Origin of the sequence: Paenibacillus hamazuiensis, from assembly GCF_023276405.1 — a bacterium.
GTDB classification, from domain to species: domain Bacteria; phylum Bacillota; class Bacilli; order Paenibacillales; family NBRC-103111; genus Paenibacillus_AF; species Paenibacillus_AF hamazuiensis.
In genome coordinates, this window is sequence record NZ_JALRMO010000001.1 from 6,719,436 (window position 1) to 6,741,316 (window position 21,881).

The following is a 21,881-nucleotide window of genomic DNA, read 5'->3' on the forward strand; positions in this document are numbered from 1 at the left end:
TCAATCGGCTATTTTACAAATTCTCATTTGAAAACATCGCCGGAACCCTGGGTCTGCTTGCAGGGTTGTTATTTTCGCACTCCGAATAGTTTGATCTTTAAACAATTTGTTAGTACAATACAAAATAAATAAAGCGAATAGGGGGGACGGCATGGATAAAGATCAGCATATTTCCGTTCTGTGGCGCCATCTGATGGATATGAATCGGCAAATCAAGCAGACGATCGCGCTTATGAGCTGTGATGCCAACATCTCCTGCTCCTCAATTTCGCTCATCTTCCAATTGGAACATAAGACTCAGATGAAAATGAACGATATTGCCGACCATTTGGGCATCACTCTGGGGGCGGCAACCAGCCTGATCGATAAATTGGAGGCCCAGGGGTGGGTAACAAGAGTGCGCTCCACCACGGACCGCCGCATTATTTACGTCGAGCTGACCGAAGAAGGAAAACGCAAGCTCCTGTCTATGCGCGAACAGTATGCCAAGCAGGCTACCCAGATTTTCGAAACAATTTCTGTGGACAAACTGCAGGAAATGAGCACACAGCTGAAGGAAATCGAGCGATATTTAAGCGATTACAACCAGCTCGCGGACAAACGCAAGCCTTCCTGACCGCGAACCGAAGAGTCGACCTTCCTATAAAACCGGCACCTGGCATCGAACATGCCCGGCACCGGTTTTTTGTCTTTTTTTTCCTTGGGGCATTGACAAAAAGCGGTCGGACTGATACTTTAGTTAAAAATAGTAATGTAATTAAACTATTTATTAATCAAAGTATTTGCCGGGAGGTTGTTTATGCAAACGCAAACCGCACCACAAGCCGCTTTGGCTGCGGATACCCCGCTGATTCGAAGAGAGGGCCTGCTTGTCGCGCTGCTAAGCATCACGGTCATTCTCGTCGTCATGAATACGACGATGTTTAACGTGGCTCTGCCGCAGGTCGCCAAAGAGTTCGCCCTCTCGTCCACGGCGGCTTCCTGGATTGTGACGGGATACTCCATCACGTTTGCGATCTTTTCGATCACGTACAGCCGGTTGTCCGATTATCTTCCCATCAAAACGCTGCTGACGATCGGCCTTACGTGCCTCACCGTCGCCTCGGCGTTAGGGTTCGTCAGCCACAATTTCATCATGCTGCTGTGCGCAAGACTGCTGCAAGCAGTGGGTGCGGCATCCGCTCCCGGTCTCGGCATCGTGCTGCTGACCCGCTACGTACCGGCGGCCCGCCGGGGCAAGTCGATTTCCGCCATCATCTCCTCGGCATCGCTCGGGTTCGGCCTGGGACCGGTTATCGGCGGAGCCGCTACGCAGTACTTGGGCTGGAACTATTTGTTCGCGGTGACCGGCTTCGTGCTGGTGATGATTCCGTTTTTTAATCGAATTCTTCCGTTCGAAAAAACAAGCAAGGTCCAATTCGACCTGATCGGAGCCGTTCTGGTCGGCATCGGCACGACCGGCCTGCTGCTGTTTATGACTACCTATTCCTTCCCGGCGCTGCTTGCCGGAGCCGTTTCGCTAATTGTCCTGTGGGCCCGCATCCATCGGGTGCCGAACCCTTTCATACAGCCTGCCCTGTTTCGCCATAAACGTTATATGACCCTCAGCGTATCCGGCTTCGTCTCGTACGTAGCCCAATTTACGACGCTGTTCGTAATGCCGCTGATGCTCATCCGGCTGTTCGGCAAAAGCTCTTCGGAAACCGGGCTGATGATTTTTCCCGGAGCAATTCTTTCGGTGCTCGCCTCCGGCGGAATCGGCCGGATCATCAACCGGTTCGGCAATTTGCCGATGATCCGCTGGGCTCATGTGCTGCTGATCGGCTCGACGGTGCTGTTCGCTTTGTTTGGCGGGAGTTACGCCTTCGCGACCCTCGTCATCTTCATGCTGATGAGCCTCGGCATCACCTCGCTGACGAGCAGCGTATCCAACGAAATTTCGCGCATTCTGCCGAAAGAGCTGGTCGGCGCCGGAATGGGGTTGTCGCAGCTCACCCAGTTTTTCGGCGGCGCCTTCGGCGTGGCGATGACAGGAACGGCTCTCGTCTGGCAAAAAAATTTGCCGCTCGCATCCGCATACTCCAATATATTCTGGGCCATGGCGGGTATGGCTTGCATTTCCGCGATATGTTCCCTGCTGTATAAGCCTGCGCCCCGCAGTTAAAACGGTATAAGCAGCCCCGCTCCTTAAGAGACGGGGCTTTCCTGTGTTTAATGGTATACCTTCGCCGCTTTTTTCTGTACAATATAATATAAAGTGATCCCACGGCCTCGAGAGGTGAAGCATATGAGCCTGACACAGCATCCCCCGCCAGACGGCAATTTGCCCGGGGACGAGACGAGACCCTACAAAACATGCGCTCATTGCTTGAAAACGAAACCTCTCACGCAATTTGACCGCAGAGCCGGCAGGCGTTCCGGCAAAACATCCCGCCGCGGCACCTGCCGCTCCTGCCAGAAGCTGAAAAGGAAGGCGACCGCCCAGCCGATCCTGCCCGAAAACATCGCAGCGCCCCGCCGGCGGCAGGTCCTTCCTGAAACGGAGACGCCAGCTGCACCGGTACGGCTCTCCCGCCGGCCTCTTCCGCTGCCGCCGCCCAAGCCGGCCGGACCGGACCCGCGGGTGCTTCGGCTGAACCGCAGCGGCATCATCTGGATGCGCGGCAAAACGGACAAAGGTCGGCGCTGGCAGCAGGAGACCGATCTGGAGACGGCGGTTACGCTCGTCAAGGAGTACGCCGCCGTCGTCGTCAATCGCCATACGATCCGGCGCATTTACAGCAACAAATCGTTTCGCCGATATATTTTGGAACGGGACCGGTACACGTGTTATTTTTGCGGAGAATATGGAGACACGATCGACCACCTGCTGCCCCGCTCCAAGGGCGGTCACACCACGCCGGTCAACTGCGTATGCGCCTGCAATTTGTGCAATCAAAGCAAGGCCAACCGCAGTCTCGATGAGTTTATGGGACCGGACGGCGAGTAAGCCGGCTAAGTTCTTCTTGAAACGCTATAAAAAAACCGGAGCTCCTTCCTTGGAAGAAAGCTCCGGTTTTTTGCTATGCTCCACAATGTCAAGCGGTCTTGCGCGTCCAGCTTACCTGCGTTTTCCGCTCTGCCCGAATCACGTTCCACAGTATGACGGCCAGCACGACGAGCTGCGCCCCTGTCGTCTCCCAGCTGCCGTACATGCCGAGCAGTGAAATGTCCGGCAAATACCCCGGCGTGTGGGCCGCTACGTGTCCGGTCACCTGAAGCGCGTGAATGCTGACGCCGATGAATTTGAACGCCAAGTAATACAGCAGCAGGCTCGCCATCAGGAAAAACGGCCGCACGGGAATACGCTTGCTCATCCGGATGATCAGGAAGCCGATCACCGCAAGCAGCAGTAAGGCGGTCCCGACGCCCAGCAGCATATCCGCGGTCGAAATGGCCTGGGCCATCCCGATGTAAAAGATGAGCGTTTCCGCCCCTTCGCGCATGACCGACAGAAAAGCCGCCGCAAAAAGCGACCAAAGCGCGCCTTTGGACAGCGATTCGCCGATCGTTTTCTCGACAAACGCGTTCCACGCGCGAAGGTTCGACTTGCGGTGCAGCCACGCTCCGATCGATACCATGAAACCGACGGCGACAAGCCCGGTTATTCCCTCGATCAACTCGCGCGAGCTGCCGGTCGACAGCTGCGACAGCAGCATCGATAAGACGACGGCCATCAGCCCCGATACGGCAATGCCGGCCCCCGCTCCGGACCAGATCCATTTGCGTTTGTCGGCGTTGCCCGACCGGTTCAGGAACGAGACGAGCGCGGCGATGATGAGGATCGCCTCCAGCCCTTCGCGAAACAAAATCACGCCGGCATCCCACGCCGTGTACGATGCCGCTTCCGCGTAAGGCTCGAGCTCCTTGCGCAGCTCCCCGAGCGCAGCGCTTGCCTGTTCGAACGCAGGCGGATTCGACAGCAGCAGGATGGGCACCGCCACCATTTTCGCCTCGATGCGCTCGTAGGCTTGCGGCGAGCGCGTCGCCACTTCGCCTTCGAGCGCAGGCCAGACCGCTACGAAGCGGTCCATCTTCGCCGCAGCGTCGGCGGCGCGCCGGCTTTGCACATCCGCCGAGGCGGCGTCCAGCAGCTGCAGCAGCCCGCCGATCGTGCGGATGCTGTCCGCCGGCGCATCGGCCGCGCCTGCGGCGGTGCCGCCCGCCGCGTAGTCCTGCAGCGCGGCGATCAGCTCCTGCAGCTTGGCGGCCGCTTTGGCCGCATCCGCCGGCTCGGTGTTCAGCGCGATGCGCGCGCCGCTGATTTTAACCTCGATCGCGCCGTAAACCTTGGCGTTATCCTGGCGAATCAGGCTCTCCGCCTTCGACCAGCCGCCGTTAAACGCCGCAAACGCCGTCTTCGCCTGCGCGATATCGCCTGCCTGCACGGCGATAAGGCTCTTTTGCAGCTGCGGCACAAGCGCCGTCTGCACCTGCTTGTGCGCCTTCTCTTTGGCGGCGTCGCCGTCTCCCGCGCTGACGTAGCCGTCGAGCGCCTTGACGAGCGCGGATACCGCTTCGTAAGCGGCAGCATTATCCTTCTGCGGCTTCGCCAGCTCCTGTTCGGCTTTCGCAAACGCCGCCGTCACCGCCTTCGCTTCGTCCGACGTATCCGCAGCCGCCGCAGACGTCCAAAGCGGTTTGAGCTGCCCGATAACCGCCGAGACATGGCTCCAATCCTTGCCGCCGGCGCCGATAAGCGCATCGCTCGCCAGCGCGATCATCTGATTCCGGGTTTCCGCCGGCAGGTTCGTTCCCGCGGCGAGCGCCGGCACCGCCTGCAGGAGCAGCATAACGGCCAGCAGCAGTCCAACCAAATATCGTCTCATATGCTCAAGCTCACTCCGATGTTTAAAATAAAGTATCGCCGATATAGCCGCCCTGCTTCGCTCCCGGCAAGCATGCATAAAGCCCGCTGCCGACGTGAACGATATATTCGTTAAGCTTATCCTGTGCCGCCAGCTTTTGCTGCATGGGGATGAACTGATTGCGCGGGTCGCGGTTGAAGCATATGAACAGCAACCCGGCGTCGATCTGCCCCGTCTTCATGTCGATGCCGTTCGAATACGAGTAGCCGCGGCGCCATATTTTCACCTTCCCGTCCATATGCGCCAGCGCTACGTGGGAATTGGCCGGAATCATCGGCTTGCCGCTTTCGTCCTTCTTGTCAAAATCAAGCGGATCGAATTCATTTTTTTGCCCGAGCGGCGCTCCGGAATCGCGGCTGCGGCCGAATGTCGCCTCCTGCTCGCCGAGCGTCGTGCGGTCCCATACCTCAATGCGCATGCGGATGCGCCGCATCACCATATAGGTGCCGCCGTCCATCCACTCCGCGCCGTCGGTGCCTTTCGCCCAGACGACCTCGTCCGCCACCTGCGGATCCTGCACATTCGGGTTGTTTGTGCCGTCCTTAAACCCCAACAGATTGCGCGGAGTCGCGCCTTTCGGGTCGGCGGCGCCGGTGCGCTGGAACCCTTCCTGCATCCAGCGCAGCACCGCTTTGCCCCGCGCGATGCGGACTAGGTTGCGGATGGCGTGGAACGCCACCTGCGGGTCGTCCGCGCATGCCTGCACGACCACGTCGCCGCCGGACCATTCGGACCGCAGGTCGTCTCCTTTGAACCGCGGCATGTCGACGAACCCCGGGGGTCTTTTCCCGGCCAGCCCGAACCGCCCGTCGAAAAACGAAGCGCCCAGCCCGAACGTGATCGTCGTGCGCACTGCGGCAAGTCCCATCGCTTCCCCGGTATCCTGCGGGGGCAGCAGGGCGTTGCCCGTTTCTTCGCCGACGCCTTGCCCTTGCGCCATCCGCGCCGCCGCCTCCGTCCAGCTCTTGAACAGCTCGCGAACTGCAGCGATATCGCCGGCTGTAAAATCAAACGCCCCCATGCAGATGAAATCCTGCGCGGGGGTGACGATGCCGGCCTGATGCTTCCCGTAAAACGGCACGATGCCTTTGTCCGAGGCGCTGGCCGTCGATTTTGTCATTAAATTTTGGCCCATGGCCAATCCCTTGACGCCGCCGGCCCCGAGCAGAAGGCCGATGCCTCCCGCACCGGCCAGCTTGAGCGCATCGCGGCGCGAGAGCGGCTTTTGCAAAAAACTCTTATTCTCCGAATCGCCCATCGCTTAACCCTCCACTATCGTGCCCATTTTCGAGAGCGGCTCGGCCAAGGCGTCGATCGCCTGGCTTAATTTTTTCGTTTGCTCCTTGCTCAGCTCGGTGTACGGAACGAAATCTTTATCTTTTCGGAAAGGGGCAAGCTCCTTGTCTAGTTCGGTAAAACGGGTATCAATTTCTCCCGCGAGCGCCGCATTCTTTTTCTCCAGCACCGGCTTCAGCACGGTGAAAATTTCCTTCGCCCCCTCCACGTTAGCGGCGAAGTCGTACAGGTCGGTGTGCGAATAGCGCTCCTCTTCCCCGGTCACCTTGCCGTTCGATACCTCGTTCAGCAGCTCGACCGCGCCGGTTACGAGCATCTCGGGAGCGATCTCGACGCTTTCCACCTTCACGCGAAGCTGCTTGACGTCCTGCAAAAGCTGGTCCGCAACCTTCTCCTGGCCTGCGGCCGACTTCGTTTCCCAGAGCGCTTTCTCCAGACGGTGGAAGCCGCGCCACTCATTATCCGGCACATCGCCTTCCCGCGCGTCGATCCACGGATCGAAGTCGCCGAGCGCTTCGGCGATCGGTTCGATTCTCTCATAGTACATCCGGCTCGGGCCGTACAGCTTCTTCGCCGTTTCGATGTCGCCCGCCTTCACCGCCTTCGTGAACGCATCGGTCGCTTTGACAAATTCATCGCTTTGCGCGATTACAAATTTGCGGTACTGATCGACGGCGGCTTTCAGCTCCGGGGTTACAACCGCCGCTGCAGCAGGCTTCGCTCCTCCTTCGGCCGCTTTATTTTCCTGCGCTGCCGGCTTGCCTGTGGCGGCATTGCCTCCGCAAGCAGTCAGCAGCAAAGAAGTTCCAAGCATAACGGATATAAGCGAATGGCGGTACGAAATGGTCACAATGGTACAACTCCTCAGGAAAATTTATGATAACGATTCTCATTATCGGACGCAAATGATAACAGTTCTCATTGTAAAGCGAGAACGGCTTCTTGGCAAGTCTTTTTCATGGAGAAAATGTGAAAGTGCCCGCGGCGGATCGAATCGCCTTTTTCCCATGCAAAAAAGTCCGGTACCCTCCCGCCGAAGTTAGAGGACCGGACCTTCCTAAAGATCAGGTTTTGCCGAAGCGTTAAGATAAGGGGCACTGGATCTCTTTTTTACCGCATGCATGACCAAACGCGTATCATCCGTCTCGTTGCTGCATGTTACGAGTGTGAGTATTTCATCGTCTTCTTGCGGAATGACTTCCGTACTAAAGAATGATTTATTTCGATATCGGTTCAAAGCATCCAGAAATGCTTGGTTATTTTCATAGGAAACGTCGATTGTATCTTCTCTTGCATCGACGGTATACACGGCAAATATGTCCCAGTCGGTTCTTTTTCCTTTGATTTCAAAAGTGATATTTCTGTATGTTTCAAAAAAATCTTTGTTTTTAAATTGCAGGAGACTTCCGAACATCGAACCGTCCAGCATATTATGGCCATACACAACAAGGTTCCGCTGCGGCTGGTCGATATCCAGGCGATAATCCATAAAGATACTGCCGTAAATTGATTTTTTGCCGGTTGCGTCTCGGTTTAAATAATAATCATTATCCTTGTGCTGAAGCACCGGGTAATCGACCTGAGTGCCGTCTACATGAATCCATCCGATCATTTCGCTATTCATCGCCAGCAGTCTTTCAAATCTCTCGTTTACTGTTGGGCCGGCAGGTAAAGGGTTGCTCCCGTTAATCGGTTCGCCGATTTCCTCTTTTTCTTTCGGAGGGGGGGCCGCTTGCCGTTCTTCGGCATAGTACAAACTTGTCAGCTGAGCTTTCAACTGCTGCGATTCGGTTCGCTCCGAATGTTGTATGTACCAATCGATACTGACAAGCAGAAGTCCTGCACATATCAATAATGAGGCCGACCAATAAAAAAATCTGTAAGCCCCCGGCACGGCTGTCCGCTTAAGCATTAGGCTTTCTTCCCTCCTTTGAACCAAATTGTAGCATGTCTATCGCGTTGAAGTGAAGCAGGGGCACAATCCTGTGCCCCCGCAAGTATTATTTCATTTTTCGCTGCTGCCAGCGGGTTACTCCGAAAACGCTCAGTCCTGCAAATATCAACGCCAGACCTGCCAGGTACAATTCGCTGTAAGGTTGCTGGCCTGTTTTTGGAATGAGCGAAGGTGCCGGTTTCGAAGCGTTCATGTTAGTCTTAGGAAGTACATTGACTTGAACTTCTTGGTAAGTAACGTTACCGGCAAAATCCTTGACTTCGACAACAAAGGAATCCGTGCCGATGTAACCTTCCTTCGGCGTATAAACCCATTTGCCGTCCTCCGACAATTCAACAGTTCCGTTCTGAGGCTCCGTCTGCATCGAATACGATGCGGATTTATTGCCTGTGTCCGGCACAGCCCCCGTTACGGCAGTATTCTCATTCGTAACTACAGGTGCTGCTGTAAGCGGCTCAGGAGCAGGCTCCGGATTTGGTCCCGGAGTTTGTGCCGGGGCTGGATCCGGTGTTGGCTCTGGTGCCGGACCCTGAGTCGGGGCCGGAGTTGGTCCTGGTGTTGGTCCCGGAGTAGGCCCAGGGGTTGGTCCCGGTGTCGTTCCTGGTGTCGGGCCCGGTGTTGGTTCCGGTGTAGGAGCCGGAGGAGTACCTCCGCTTCTTCCGCCGCTGCGACCGCCGCCGGAGTTAGGAACATAAATTCCCGCATCTACCGTTCTGTTATCGTCTCCGGAAAGCAGCACAATACTGTCTGTAATGCCCGTGCTGTCCGCATTCGAATCGAGGGCCGCATCAGTTCCCGAATTCTTTGCGGTAAAGTTATAGCCGCTAACGGCTGCAAACCTGACCACATAAGAACCCGGCTCCAGATTTTCGAACAGGTAGCTGCCGTTGCCATCAGTAACTGTTGTTGCGACAGGTACCGTCAGGTTATCGGAACGATGCAGGAAAACCGTGACATTCGCCACGCCCGGGTCAGTCGGATCCTGAATTCCGTTCGCAGCAACGTCTCTGAACACTTTATCGCCCAGCTTGGCCAGCTTATAGAAACCGGCGTCCACCGTTAAATCGGTAACACTTGAGCTTAAGATAACGATATGACTGAATCCGGTTGAACTGTCTCTGTCCGAATCCAGACTATCATCACTACCGGCATTCACAGGACTCTCCTTGTACCCGTCCGGCTTAATGAATTTCACCTTATAGTTAGCCGATAGCACCAGGTTCGGGAAGAGATAAAGTCCCAAAGCATCCGTGGTTGTAGATTTGAGCAATACATTCGTATCCGCGTCGTACAGCTCAACCGTTACGCCCGGTATGCCCGGTTCTCCTGCATCCTGCAAGCCGTTTGCATTCAAATCGTTCCAGACCAGGTTTCCAATAGAGCCGTTTGACGGACGATAAATTCCCGCATCTACCGTTCTGTTGTCGTCTCCGGAAAGCAGCACAATACTGTCTGTAATGCCCGTACTGTCCGCATTCGAATCGAGAGCCGCATCAGTTCCCGAATTTTTTGCGGTAAAGTTATAGCCGCTGACGGCTGCAAACCTAACCACGTAAGAACCCGGCTCCAGATTTTCGAACAGGTAGTTGCCGTTACCATCGGTAAAAGTTGATGCGACAGGTGCCGTCAGGTTATCTGAACGATACAAACTTACCGCGACATTCGGTACGCCTGGGTCAGTCGGATCCTGAATTCCGTTCGCAGCAACGTCTTTGAACACTTTATCACCCAGCTTGGCCAGCTTATAGAAGCCGGCGTCCACCGTTAGATCGGTAACACTTGAACTCAAGGTAAGAATGTGGCTGAATCCGGTTGCACTGTCCCTGTCCGAATCCAGACTATCATCACTTCCAGTATTCGTAGGACTCTCCTTGTACCCGTCCGGCTTAACGAATTTCACCTTATAGTTAGCCGAAAGCGGCAGGTCCGAGAAAAGATAAACTCCTAGCGCATCCGTGGTTGTGGTTTTAAGCAATGCACTCGAATCCGCGTCGTACAGCTCAACCGTTACGCCCGGTATACCCGGTTCTCCCACATCCTGCAAGCCATTTGCATTCAAATCATCCCAGACCAGGTTTCCAATAGAACCGTTAGACGGAATATAGATCCCCGCGTCTATCGTTCTATTAACTGCTCCTGCTGTCAGAACGATGCTGTCGGTAATGCCTTTTTCGTTCGCATCTGAATCAATGGACACATCGGTTCCCGTATTCTTAGAGGTAAAGGCATAACCGTTCCCCGCTGTAAACTCAACCACATAAGAACCCGGGTCCAGATCTTCGAACAGATAATTGCCGGTGGCATCAGTGACTGTTGTTGCGACAAGTACCGCCGGTGCGCCGGAACGATACAGCTTAACCGTGACATTCGCCACGCCGGATTCGTCCGGATCCTGAATCCCGTTCTTGTTGCTGTCTATAAATACTTTGTCGCCTAGTTTAGCCAGCTCATAGATTCCGGCATCTACCGTTCTGATATTGTCTCCGGACTTCAGTTCAATGCTGTCGGTAACACCGTTGCTGTCCGCATTCGAATCGACGGCCTCATCCGTCCCTATGTTCTTCTGTGTAAATTTATAACCGCTAACGGCCGTAAACTTGACCACATAAGAACCAGGTTTCAGATTTTCAAACAAGTAGTTGCCGCTGCCATCGGTATCCATTGTTGCGACAGGTACCGTCAGGTTATCGGAACGGTACAAACTAACCTCGACATTCGCCACGCCAGGGTCGGTCGGATCCTGGATACCGTTCACAGAATCGTCCCTAAACACCTTGTCGCCAAGCGTCGCCAGCTTGTAAAAACCGGCGTCCACCGTTAAATCGTGAATACTTGATTTTATGGAAAGCGAATGGCTGAATTCAGTCGTGTTGTCTCTGTCCGAATCCTTGCTGTCATCGCTTCCTGCATTTGCAGGACTATCCTCGTACCCGTCAGGTTTAATGAATTTCACCTTATAGTTGGGTGGAAGGATAAGGTCTGCGAAGAGATACTGTCCCGCGGCATCCGTGGTTGTAGTTTTGAGCAATACATTCGTATCCGCGTCGTACAGCTCAACTGTTACGCCCGGTATGCCCGGCTCTCCCGCGTCTTGTATGCCGTTTGCATTCAAATCATCCCAGACCAGGTTTCCAATGGACCCATCAGTAGGAAGATAAATTCCAGCATCAATCGTTCTGTTATCATCTCCGGGAAGCAGTGCAATGCTGTCGGTGCGGCCTGTTATGCGGTCCGCATCCGAATCTTTTGCCGCGTCCGTTCCCTCATTCCTTGAGGTAAACACATAGTCGCTAGGTAACGTAAAGTCGACCACATAAGAACCCGGCTCCAAGTTATCAAAGAGGTAATTGCCATTACCATCCGTAACCGTCGTTGCGATAGAGGCCATTAAGTCATTTGAGCGATACAGACTAACTGTAACATTCGCTGCCCCGACCTCACCCGAATCCTGAATGCCGTTTTCGTTGCTGTCTATAAACACCTTGTCTCCGAGCTTAGCCAGTTTATAGAAACCGGCGTCCACCGTTAGGTCGTTAACAGTTGAAGTTAGCGTCAGGGTATGGCTAAACCCGGTTGACTTGTCTCTGTCCGAATCCAGACTGTCATCGCTTCCCGCATTTGCAAGACTTTCTGCGAACCCGGCCGGCTTAAGGAACTTCACCTTGTAGTTGCCGGTGAGAGAAAGATTGGAGAACAGGTAGTGTCCCGAGGCATCCGTGGTCGTAGTGTTGAGCAGAGCGTTAGTATCCGCATTGTACAGCTCAACCGTCACGCCCGATATCCCCGGCTCTCCCGCATCCTGCAAGCCGTCTGTATTCAAATCATTCCAAACCAAGTCTCCAATAGTACCGTTTGTTGGAACGTAGAGGCCGGCATCCACAGTCTGTATATCGTCTCTGGAAACCAACGTGATAACATCTGTTTTACCTGTAGTCGGATCTGCGTCCGAATCGGAAGCGTCAGATCCGCCTTGATCCTTGGAGGTTATAACGTATCCCGGCAGTTTGCCGAATTTTACGAAATAATTGTCCGGATCCAGACCAGTAAACTGGTATAAACCAGAACTGTCTGTTACCGCTGTGGCTACCGGAGTACCCGGCGAAGAAGCTCGATACAATTCGACGGTTACACCCGGAATCCCCGCTTCTCCAATATCTTGAATGCCGTTTTTATTGGCATCAAGAAATACCTTATCCCCGAGTTTGGCCGGCCCATACACGCCCGCATCAAAGGTATAGTCTCGTCCGCCGTCGTTCAGCGTAATATTGTCAACCCATGCCTCGGCTGCAGTCCTATCCCCAAAAACAGGATCACTGTCCTTCGAAGCATCTCCTCCGAGTTTGGCCGGAGAGAAGTAAGTGTAGCTTCCCGGACGAATAAATTTTATTGCATAATTCCCAGGAAAGAGTCTGGTAAATTTATAAATACCGCTGCTGTCGGTCGTCGTGGTTTTTACAGGAGTAGTAAGATTTGCTGCATTATACAGATTAACCGTTACCCCTGCTATTCCCGGCTCCCCTACATCCTGAACGCCGTTAGCGTTCCGGTCGTGCCAGACACGGTCGCCAATTTCACCGAGGTAAAATCCGGCATCCACCGTATTATCGATTTGACCCGAATTTAATGCCACAGTGTGGCTAAATTCCGTTGCTTCATCCCGGTCGGAATCGAGGCTATCGCTCCCTTGATCCTTGAGAGTCGATTTATACCCGTCAGGCCTGATGAACTTAACACGATAATTACCAGGATCCAAATTAGCAAAGCTGTACTTGCCGCTGCTGTCAGTCGTCATGTAAGTGATACGAGTTACCGTATCGGAGTCCTTATACAATTCGACCGTTACGTCCTTGATGCCAGGTTCTCCCGCATCCTGAACGCCGTTAGCGTTCGTGTCCTCCCAAACCAAGTCACCGATAGACCCTTTGGTGTAAATACCTGCATCCAAAGTCATATCGGTTTCCTCGTATCCAAGAGTTTTACTGACCCGGTATGTTCCGGCAGTCGCGTCATGTACAATAAAATCACTGTCTAAGCCATCATCGCCAACGGCATCTTTAGGCGACAGGTAATATCCGGCCGGCATGACGAATTCCACCGTATAATCGTCCTCAGAAAGGTTAGGAAATTCATAATAACCTGCCTTTCCGGTGGAATGCTCATTACCGGTTCTGGTATAAGCGATCGGTTTTGTAAGATCCGAGTTCTTATACAGATTCACCAAAATACCATTAATGCCATTTTCCCCCGGCTCCTGAATGCCGTTTGCATTCGTATCCACCCAGATAAAGTCGCCTATATTTCCGGTACCTGCTGGATCGGGGTCTTGGACTTGGAAGCCCACCCTGATAGGTTCCGAAGGCAAAAATGCCTGAGGGCCGCCTTCATCGGGATAAGTGGCGGCATAACCAAACGAGTTCCAGGCTACCTTGTTTCTCGGTGCATTGACCGGCGCCCTCATATCCCATTCCAGGGTAACCGACTGTCCCTGATTAAGGGTGATGCTGCCGAAATCAAATTTTAACGCGGTCACAGTCGTAATATCAGCCGGAGGCGTCAGACTCCAACCCGTATTATTCGGCGGGGCTAGCGGATCGTCCAAATCACTGAGATTCGGGTTTGCGCTCGTCGAATAATATACTGTGATTCTGGAATCAAGAGGATCCCCCTTAGGTCCGGTAACTTTATTGACCAGATAAGGTCTCCAATCGGAACCACGAGGGTCAGTATCAACAACACCTGTATCTCCGATACGTGGCAGCTTGTCTATAATAACAATATTGGAGATAGGACCGTTGGAATCCGTGTTGCTTACGACCAATTGATACATCGCTTTTCCGCCGGGCAGAGTCATCCCGCTAGCGGGATACTTGGAAAAGTCGGAGTCAAGTTCCCCTTTAACCCACTTTACGGATTCCAGGGAGCCTGTGAATTTGACATAAACGTTGGCCGAATCCGTTACAAAGCTTGTTGTATTCGTGTCATCGTCCCAACCGCCATCAGGATCCGAGATGTCGTTGACTATTTTACCGCTATCATATTTGTAATCGTTCGTCACGGCTGACGTTGCATACATCTTATTGCCGAAGTTGCCGTTAGCGGTTTTATTTTTTACCTTACCGCTGACGATAACATCAATGTAATCGCCCGGTTTAAGAACAGCCCCCGTGAATTTCCAGCTGTACACCGAATACGTCACTGAATTTACAATTTCGTTATGATTGCTGAAAACCGGTGCACCGCTCGGCGTGCTGGCGTGAGATTGATCAACTGCATCGACCGTAAAGTTTTCCAATTCATTTGGGAAGAAGTCCAGAATAACCGGCGAGTTCAAATCTCCTGTTGCAAACCGATAGTTCTCTACCCGCAGATTATACTTGACCGTGTCTCCCTCTCTCACCGATGCGCTGCTTGTGACCGATTTTTTGGCAACGATCCAGGGACGAGGGACTACAACCTTTACGTTTACGGTATCGCTGCTTGCGCCAACACCATCAGCGGTGAGTGTAGCGGTGTTATTGAAATTAGTGCCATCCGTTACAGTCCCTCCGCCATGAGCCGTACTAAGCAGCGTACCCTTCACCTGGATGTCGGCGGCTATTCGGAATCCGCTCGGCACCGTTCCGTAATCCCAGCGGACATTGGACACATACTCCGAACCGCCAAGCGACAGGCCCGAAACGTTCAAAACTTTGCTGCTGCCGCTATCGAGATTAACGCCTCCGGGCCAAGGAATCCAAGTGCTGGTATCACCGTTTTTCTGATAATATACACTAACGGTAACGCCCATGTTATTGCTGTAGGATCCGGTTGAAATCTGAGTCAGATCAATCTGATTGGGTATGGCATCCTCGACCCTGAAATTATCCAAAGGTACGTTGCCGCTGTTCCCGAATCCATTGATCTTATACTCGACCGTCTGCCCAAGGGAGTACTCATCGCCAGGTTGCCTTGAATCCTTGTTAATTCCATAAACCCCTCGGGTTGGAATCGCGAACCCATGAGTAACTGTCGCCGTATTCGTCTTAAGATCAGACCCGCTCAGGCTTTTGCCGACGGCATAGACCGAATTCGTGACCGAGTCGTCTACGTGAAAGGTACTGCTTGGATAACTCAGCACCACATCGTAGGTGACCTCCTGCCCGACCTTTAAATCAGGAAGCGTCCAAGATACACTGCCGCCATAGACATTACCGTACACGGAACTGTAAACGCCGCCCCCAGTGGCCGAAACAAACGTGGAACCGTCGGGAAGCGTGTCCACAACCTGGACGTTCTGGATATTGGAGCCGCCCAGTGCACTGTTTCCATTCAGCTTGATCCGATAGGTTACATTGCTGTCCAAAACCGGATCCACCGTTGGATTAATTTTGGTTTTGGATATCGACCAGTTGGGACTGTCCACCGTCGCCGTAACCACCGGTGCGGTTGCAGAAACCAAGGTACTATTATCGGCTTTGGCTGTTGCCGTATTTTGGGCGGTATCGCCTTGCTGCGTTACCCCTTCCTTGAATTTGGCTTTGACTTTGACTACACCGGTTTTACCTGCACCTAAAGGCGAAACCATAATAAAACTCACGGTACCGGAAACCGACGTATCGACACTTGCAACATCAGCCGAGGTTTCGACTCCTACGTAATCCAATGTACTTGGCAAAACATCCGTGATCACCATATTCACGGCATTTTCTGTAGTGCTTGGATTAGCGTATTTAATCGTGTACGTTATCGTGTCCCCCGGTCTTGCCGTCGTTTTGTCCACCGTTTTACTAAGGGATAGGGTAACATCGGCTAAAGCAACAAAGTTGTAATAAGGTAATATTGCCAGTGATAAAACCATAAGCAAGAAAATCACTCTTTTGGGAAATGCCAGAAGATGTGGTTTTCTTATCCACCCAAGTAATATTCCCATACATTACTCCCTTAACTCTGTCGACATGAGCCGGCTATGTATTCTCTTTTCAAAGAACATGAACACATGCCAACCCGAATGCCTTCAAGCGCTCGCATTCTTTATTCTTCTTCGGCCGTGCGTCGTTCTGTACTTGGTTACATGCGGAAAAACAACTGTACAGTCAGATGTAGTGGCTGCTTATGTACTATCCAATTGACTGATGGCCGCAAGCGCCATTACCGGCAGCGCGAAGCCTTAGATTGTTCGATCCGCTTGCCATCACCCCCAGGCAAAACATGACCTTTCACATTAAGCAGGTAGAGGATGCAGCGGATTTCCCGCAAAATCCGACATACTCTTCCTTCCCCACAGCCCATTGTGACACGCCCCGCTGAACAAAATCTGAACAAGTATTTTTTGACAATTGAGATCGATCGTTTGCAGCTAAAAAAATAGCCGGTTCCCTCACTATAGATGAGAGGACCGGCCTTTTAGAAAGATTTTACCCGTATGAAAATTGTCTATACCTCTTAGCTCCGTTTACTTTACGTCGTCTTCGATATTTCTCTTCCAAGTTTCGCTTCCATCCTGGTTGCGGACAGCTTCATGCGAGAAGGTCGCTTCCTGGACATCGCCGAAGCCCCAGTGGCTTTCCGGCACATCCGGGAACAGCGCGCTTGCTCCTTTCAACGGACCGCGATACAGCATCCGATTGATCATCGTGACCGCTTCGACTCTGCGAATTTTATCCTGAGGCTTGAACGTTCCGTCCTCGTAACCGGCGAGGAACTTGTTCCGGTAAAGCGATTCGATCGCATCGCCCGCCCAATGATCTTCGACGTCCGTGAAATGCGTGGTTCCGGTTGCGCTGATATTCAGCTTCAGGAAGCGAGCCATAACGGAAGCAAGCTCTCCTCTGGTGACAGGCTCTTCCGGACGGAAGCTTCCGTCTTCGAAGCCGCTGAAGTACCCATGTTTCGTAGCAATCTTAATATAGTTTGCCGCCCAATGGTCTTCGCGAACATCCTTGTAAGACAATGTGTCGTTGACTTTACCGTTCTCTGTCAAGCGGGCCACAATGGCAGCTAGCTCGGCCCGCGTCAGCGAGTTGTTCGGCTTGAACTCCTTGTCGGGATATCCGAGAATGTAACGTTGATGTTTCAGATCTCCGAAACGGTCGGAGAACACCTTCACCTTCACTGCCGAGTCGACTTTGACAGGTGTGGAAGCATTGCCATTCAACGTAAATTGCGCCGGGAATTCAAACTCCGTATCTGCAGCTGTCAATTGAGGCCATTTCACTTCGATTTTGAAGCTGCCTCCTTGGCCGGCTCCCAAGTTGGTCACTTTCCACGTAACCGTCTTGCCGTTTACGGTTCCGCCGTTGGCATTAACCAGCTCCGCTCCTTCAGGAATGGTAACGGAAACTTCTCCTTCGCTCAGCGTGGAACCGGATTGATTTTTATAATCCAGCGTGATGGTCGATACGTCGCCTTCCTTCACCAGGTTTTTGTCCACGGTAAGGTTCAGTGTTACATCCGGACCGGTCGGTACGGAAGCTCCGCCTCCGCCTCCGCCGGAACTGCGAGTCTTTTTGTCACGAGTCAGTTCAAAATCACGTTTGACAATTTCTTTCTCAACGCTGATGGTATCGCTGATCTTCGTATCATAACCCGCTTTTTTTATGACCAGGTAATAATCGGTCTCAGGGTATACCATGAACGCGTAAAAACCTGTAGCGTCGCTTAATTGATCCGGGCTTTTGTTATCGTTTGGCGCAAATCCCTCGATCGCCGGCAATACGACAGGGCTGTTCGTCGGTTTGCCGTTATCAATGTTTCTTTGCGTATTCGCATAGTACAGAGTTACCGTCGCACCTTCAATTGCAGCATGGGTGACAGCATCCGTGATTTTGCCGTACGGATCGACAAGTTCTTGTGAAATGTTCATTTCACCGTCCGCATTCACTTTTACCGTACTGCTTTTAACGATGATCTCTTTCCCCGGCTCAAGCTCATAACGAATCTCCATAGTGTACGTGACATCTTTGCTCAAGCCGCTTGCGTTAAATACGCCTTGCCCCTCCAGCTCAAAGCCTTTCGGTCTGCCGTTTTCCGAAATGTAATTGCCTTCCGCATCCTTCAGGTACACTTTCATTTTCTTAACCATATTGGTATTGAATAGACTGGATGCTCCGTCCTGCTTTTTGAAAAGCACCACGCCGGTTACGGTTTTCTCCGAATCGAATGTATCGCTTCCGGATCCGGACACGACTCCGACCTTGGCTTGCTGTTTATAAGTGACCGGTGTCTCCACGCCGCCGATGGTTACGTTTTGGGTAATTTCCAGATTGTACTCTTTATCCCCTTCAGGAACCGGGATCGAATAAGAACCGTCCGCTTTGGTAACGACCGTTGCATCAAAATCGACGCCTTGTTCGATTTTGCCGTCCCCGTTCAAGTCAAGAGTAGCTCGGACCGTCGCCCCAGCCACAGGCTCGTGGGTGCCGCCTTTCGTAATCACCCCGCTGATGGTTGGAGGCATAAACGTCATCATGATTTGCGATTGAGCCGTAACACCCTTCGCAACGTCAAGCACCGTCGCTTTAATCGGAATCTGCTGTTCGTCAATACCTTTGATCTTCGCCGATTTATAGGTGACAACCGCTCTGCCTTCACTGTCCGTCATCACACGATTCGAACCGACAAACGATCCTACTCCATCCGGCGCACTGAATACGACTTCCGTATTAGCGATCGGTTTACCTTCGGTATCCGTAAGCAGCGCGGTCAATGTCGTCGTTGATTTGCCGTCGCCCACAATTTTCGCGGGATTTGCCGTCAACTGAAGAACGGATGGTGCCGGAACCTCGAAGTTATTGTCTGCCAGCCTGGAGTCTGGCTCCGCGGGCAACAATGATTGATCCGCTGCTTTGGCTGTAAAGGTTACCTTGTATACGCCCGGATTCGTTCCTTCCGGAAGCTTATACGTGCTGAGCTCCCATTTCTTAAATCCGTCCGTCGCAAAAGTTGTCGGATTGGCCAAAATTAACGGAACCGTTACCCCATTCACGTTCGCTATCACTTCTGCTGCGTCCGTCTGGCTGAGCGCTGATAATGGGAGCGGATACCCCGGCAATGTTTTCACATTCGTCGCATCGCCTTGATTTTTATTGCCTGCCCAGCCGTCGAGCAGTTTGTTCACTTTAATCTTGACTGTCGCGGGCTGGCTCTTCTGTCCGTCCGCATCCGTTACGGTATAGGTAAAGCTGTCTTCCCCTGTAAAGTTCGGGTTCGGAGTATAAATCCATTTATTGCCGTCCGGATTATTCTCTGTCGCTGGAACTAAAGTCCCTTTGGAAGGCTGGGAGTTGATCCCGTACACCATGCCGGTAACCGTCTCCGCGTCCACACCCTTCAGCTCGATAATCAGCGACTTGGTGCCTTCATCCATACTTACCGCCAAAGGACTGGCAGCCGGTACGCCGTTATATGCGATTTTCACCAACGCCGAAGCTTCGGCATCCTGCTTGCCGTCGTTTCCTACCCAAGGGAAAGTCACGGTACTGCCGTTCGGAAGATCTTGCGCCGGCTGGAATTTCAACGTGCTCAATTGTGCCGGGGTCAGCGTTTTTGTAGTGCCCGGGTTGATATAGGTCGCCGTCGAAACCGACGTATACCACAATGTCCCTTTGGAGCCGAAGTCGCTCGGCAGCGTAATTTTCACCTGCTGCAGCGGATCGCTGTCGGCATCCGTATATGCCGGGGCATTGGCGAAGTCAGCTGCGGTGAACGAAACAACGGCTCCGGCCAGCCCCGCTTTGGTTACGTCTTGAATAACCGGCGGTGTGTTAATCATGATGGTTACTTTTTTGTCCGCTCGTGCATACTGCGTCCCGTCGGAACCGTTCCAGTCAAACGATACCGGTCCGGTTTTTCCGCTGTTCGGCACGAACTTTAACTGACCGAGATTTGCCACAGGAATTTTCTGGCCGTAGGTAACTTCCGTTACCCCGAGAACCAGTTTGCCCATGTCCGCGTCCGGCAGCGATGCGATTTTGATTTCGTTGAGCGGGGCATTTTCAGGATCGAAATAGCTGCCGGTAAAAGTGGCTGCCGGCAAGCTGATCTCTTCACCTTTATTGGCCTGCTTTACGATCGGATCCACAGTCGGTAAGGCGTTCGCGGGACCGTTGATCGTTACGTCGGCATCGATAAATGCATATTTCGTGCCGTCAAAGCCGTTCCACTTAAAGCTGGCTGTCCCGAAGAATCCTCTTTCGTCAGCGGCCGGAACAAACTTGAGCTTGCTTAGGTCTCCCACGGCGATCTCCTGGCCCGGTATCACATCTGCGATAGTAGTGCCGTCGTCGAATACCAGCTTTCCTTTGGCTGCATCCGGTAAAGTGACAATCTGTACCTTTTGCAGATTAGTTCCGTTAGCCGTTCCGTTCACCTTGAAGTAGTTATTTTGGAAATCAGCTGCATTAAATGCGATCGGTTCGTATTGAAGCCCTTGCTTTTCAAACGATTTCGCTTGCGGATCGAAGGTTGACACCGTCAAAATATGCTGCGCTTTCCCTGCGTCAATCGGTTTGCTTGTGCTCACAGCCCCGCCGCGGTCGTCAAACAAAATAATGTTAACCTTATATTCCTTGGTCGGATCGAGATTCGAACCTAAAAGCAATGTCTGGGATGTCTTCTCCACACCTTCCGCAGCATTAAGGAAGCGGTCTGTCTTGGTATCCAAGTTTTGCTCGACGCCGTCCTCTTCCTTGATCAAGCTGACTTCCATACCAAAATTGCCGGTTGTTTTAGGAAGAAACCCTGTATCGACATACATTTTGCCGTCATCTTTTATCTGGATGGCTGCTTTCGAAATTTCTCCGGTTTCGCGCGAACCGCCATCAAGGACAAGCTGACCCCAGTCGACTTCAACTACCCAGTCCTGAAAATCGTCTTTGCTGGCTGCATAGTAATGATGGGTAGAAAGAGCGACATAGTAATCTTGTGACGCCGTGATTTTGGTTGGAGCAATTGCGAGAACCGTAGTGTTCCATTTATTATTGTTACCGGACAAGGCACCCACATAGGCTGATTTAGGAAACTCCTTCCTGTAATCCCCTGCTTTGAAGTCGGAAGGCCATGTCCATTGTGTGTATGAATCGCCTAACTGAAGTTCACTCGGATTTGCGGAAAAATACACACGATCCCATTCACCTGTTAAATTATCCGTACTATCGTATTCATCGACATCGTATGCTCTGATCAGCAAATAAGCACTCTTCGCAGGTTGTTTATCTACTCCAGTGATTTTAAACTCGATAGGATATTTCGCAGCGCCATTGCCAATCCGCGTGGGACTGCTCACATCCAAATCGCCATCGACCGTACTGCTTCCATATCCGCCCCAGTTGTCGGTATCGGTAAAATAAGAACCTCCTTGCAGCGGCGCTGTGGCCGCAAATGCAGGTGTCACCAAATTCGCCACGATGAGCAGCGTAAGCAGGAAAGACACCAACTTTTTACTCCCAAACCTTGTGTTCAACACGTTCTCTCTCCTCCACATGATGGTAATGACTCGATGATGCCTTGGCATTTGGCCTTCCTACTTCAACAAAAACCCGTAAATTCGACCTCCTACCTCAAATTTGCCCTCCTCATTCATTCGGGTAATGGAACAATTTAACATAGTCCGATTTTCCCACTAACCCATTGTGACATGTCACGCTGAACAAAATCTGAACAACAATTTTTCTTAAAATTCGACAGAAATAGCCACAGAAACATTAATACTTTAGAACCATTTCGATTTTCTGTCAAACAGATCCTAG

The 21,881-nt window shown here is 52.4% G+C and carries 9 protein-coding genes; 3 read left to right on the top strand and 6 right to left on the bottom strand.

Going from position 1 to position 21,881, the window contains the following annotated elements:
* Positions 1–151: 151 nt before the first annotated feature.
* The 3 genes from MYS68_RS29490 (at position 152) to MYS68_RS29500 (ending at position 2,989) form a co-directional block, all read left to right on the top strand.
* Positions 152–616: a MarR family winged helix-turn-helix transcriptional regulator gene (locus MYS68_RS29490; RefSeq protein ID WP_248929225.1), complete on the top strand. Its 465-nt coding sequence runs from the start codon at positions 152–154 to the stop codon at positions 614–616.
* Between the two features lie 183 nt (positions 617–799).
* The gene (locus tag MYS68_RS29495; protein ID WP_248929226.1) at positions 800–2,164 is read left to right on the top strand and encodes an MFS transporter; all 1,365 of its coding nucleotides are present in this window, start codon (positions 800–802) and stop codon (positions 2,162–2,164) included.
* Positions 2,165–2,287: 123 nt separating this feature from the next.
* Positions 2,288–2,989 (top strand): HNH endonuclease, encoded by a 702-nt coding sequence (locus tag MYS68_RS29500; protein ID WP_248929227.1) that lies wholly within the window; start codon positions 2,288–2,290, stop codon positions 2,987–2,989.
* 88 nt (positions 2,990–3,077) lie between these two features.
* Here the strand turns inward: MYS68_RS29500 and MYS68_RS29505 are convergent, their stop codons facing one another.
* The 6 genes from MYS68_RS29505 to MYS68_RS29530 form a co-directional block, all read right to left on the bottom strand.
* Positions 3,078–4,868: an FTR1 family iron permease gene (locus MYS68_RS29505; RefSeq protein WP_248929228.1), complete on the bottom strand. Its 1,791-nt coding sequence runs from the start codon at positions 4,866–4,868 to the stop codon at positions 3,078–3,080.
* Between the two features lie 22 nt (positions 4,869–4,890).
* Positions 4,891–6,165: an iron uptake transporter deferrochelatase/peroxidase subunit gene (efeB, locus tag MYS68_RS29510; RefSeq protein ID WP_248929229.1), complete on the bottom strand. Its 1,275-nt coding sequence runs from the start codon at positions 6,163–6,165 to the stop codon at positions 4,891–4,893.
* A 3-nt stretch (positions 6,166–6,168) separates the two neighbouring features.
* The gene (gene efeO / locus MYS68_RS29515) at positions 6,169–7,053 is read right to left on the bottom strand and encodes an iron uptake system protein EfeO (protein WP_248929230.1); all 885 of its coding nucleotides are present in this window, start codon (positions 7,051–7,053) and stop codon (positions 6,169–6,171) included.
* A gap of 207 nt (positions 7,054–7,260) precedes the next feature.
* Positions 7,261–8,115, bottom strand: coding sequence for a class B sortase (gene srtB, locus MYS68_RS29520; RefSeq protein WP_248929231.1), 855 nt, complete (start codon positions 8,113–8,115; stop codon positions 7,261–7,263).
* Between the two features lie 88 nt (positions 8,116–8,203).
* Entirely contained in the window at positions 8,204–16,066 is a 7,863-nt protein-coding gene (locus MYS68_RS29525; RefSeq protein WP_248929232.1) for an SdrD B-like domain-containing protein, read from the bottom strand.
* Positions 16,067–16,588: 522 nt separating this feature from the next.
* Positions 16,589–21,595, bottom strand: coding sequence for an S-layer homology domain-containing protein (locus MYS68_RS29530; RefSeq protein WP_248929233.1), 5,007 nt, complete (start codon positions 21,593–21,595; stop codon positions 16,589–16,591).
* Positions 21,596–21,881: the final 286 nt, after the last annotated feature.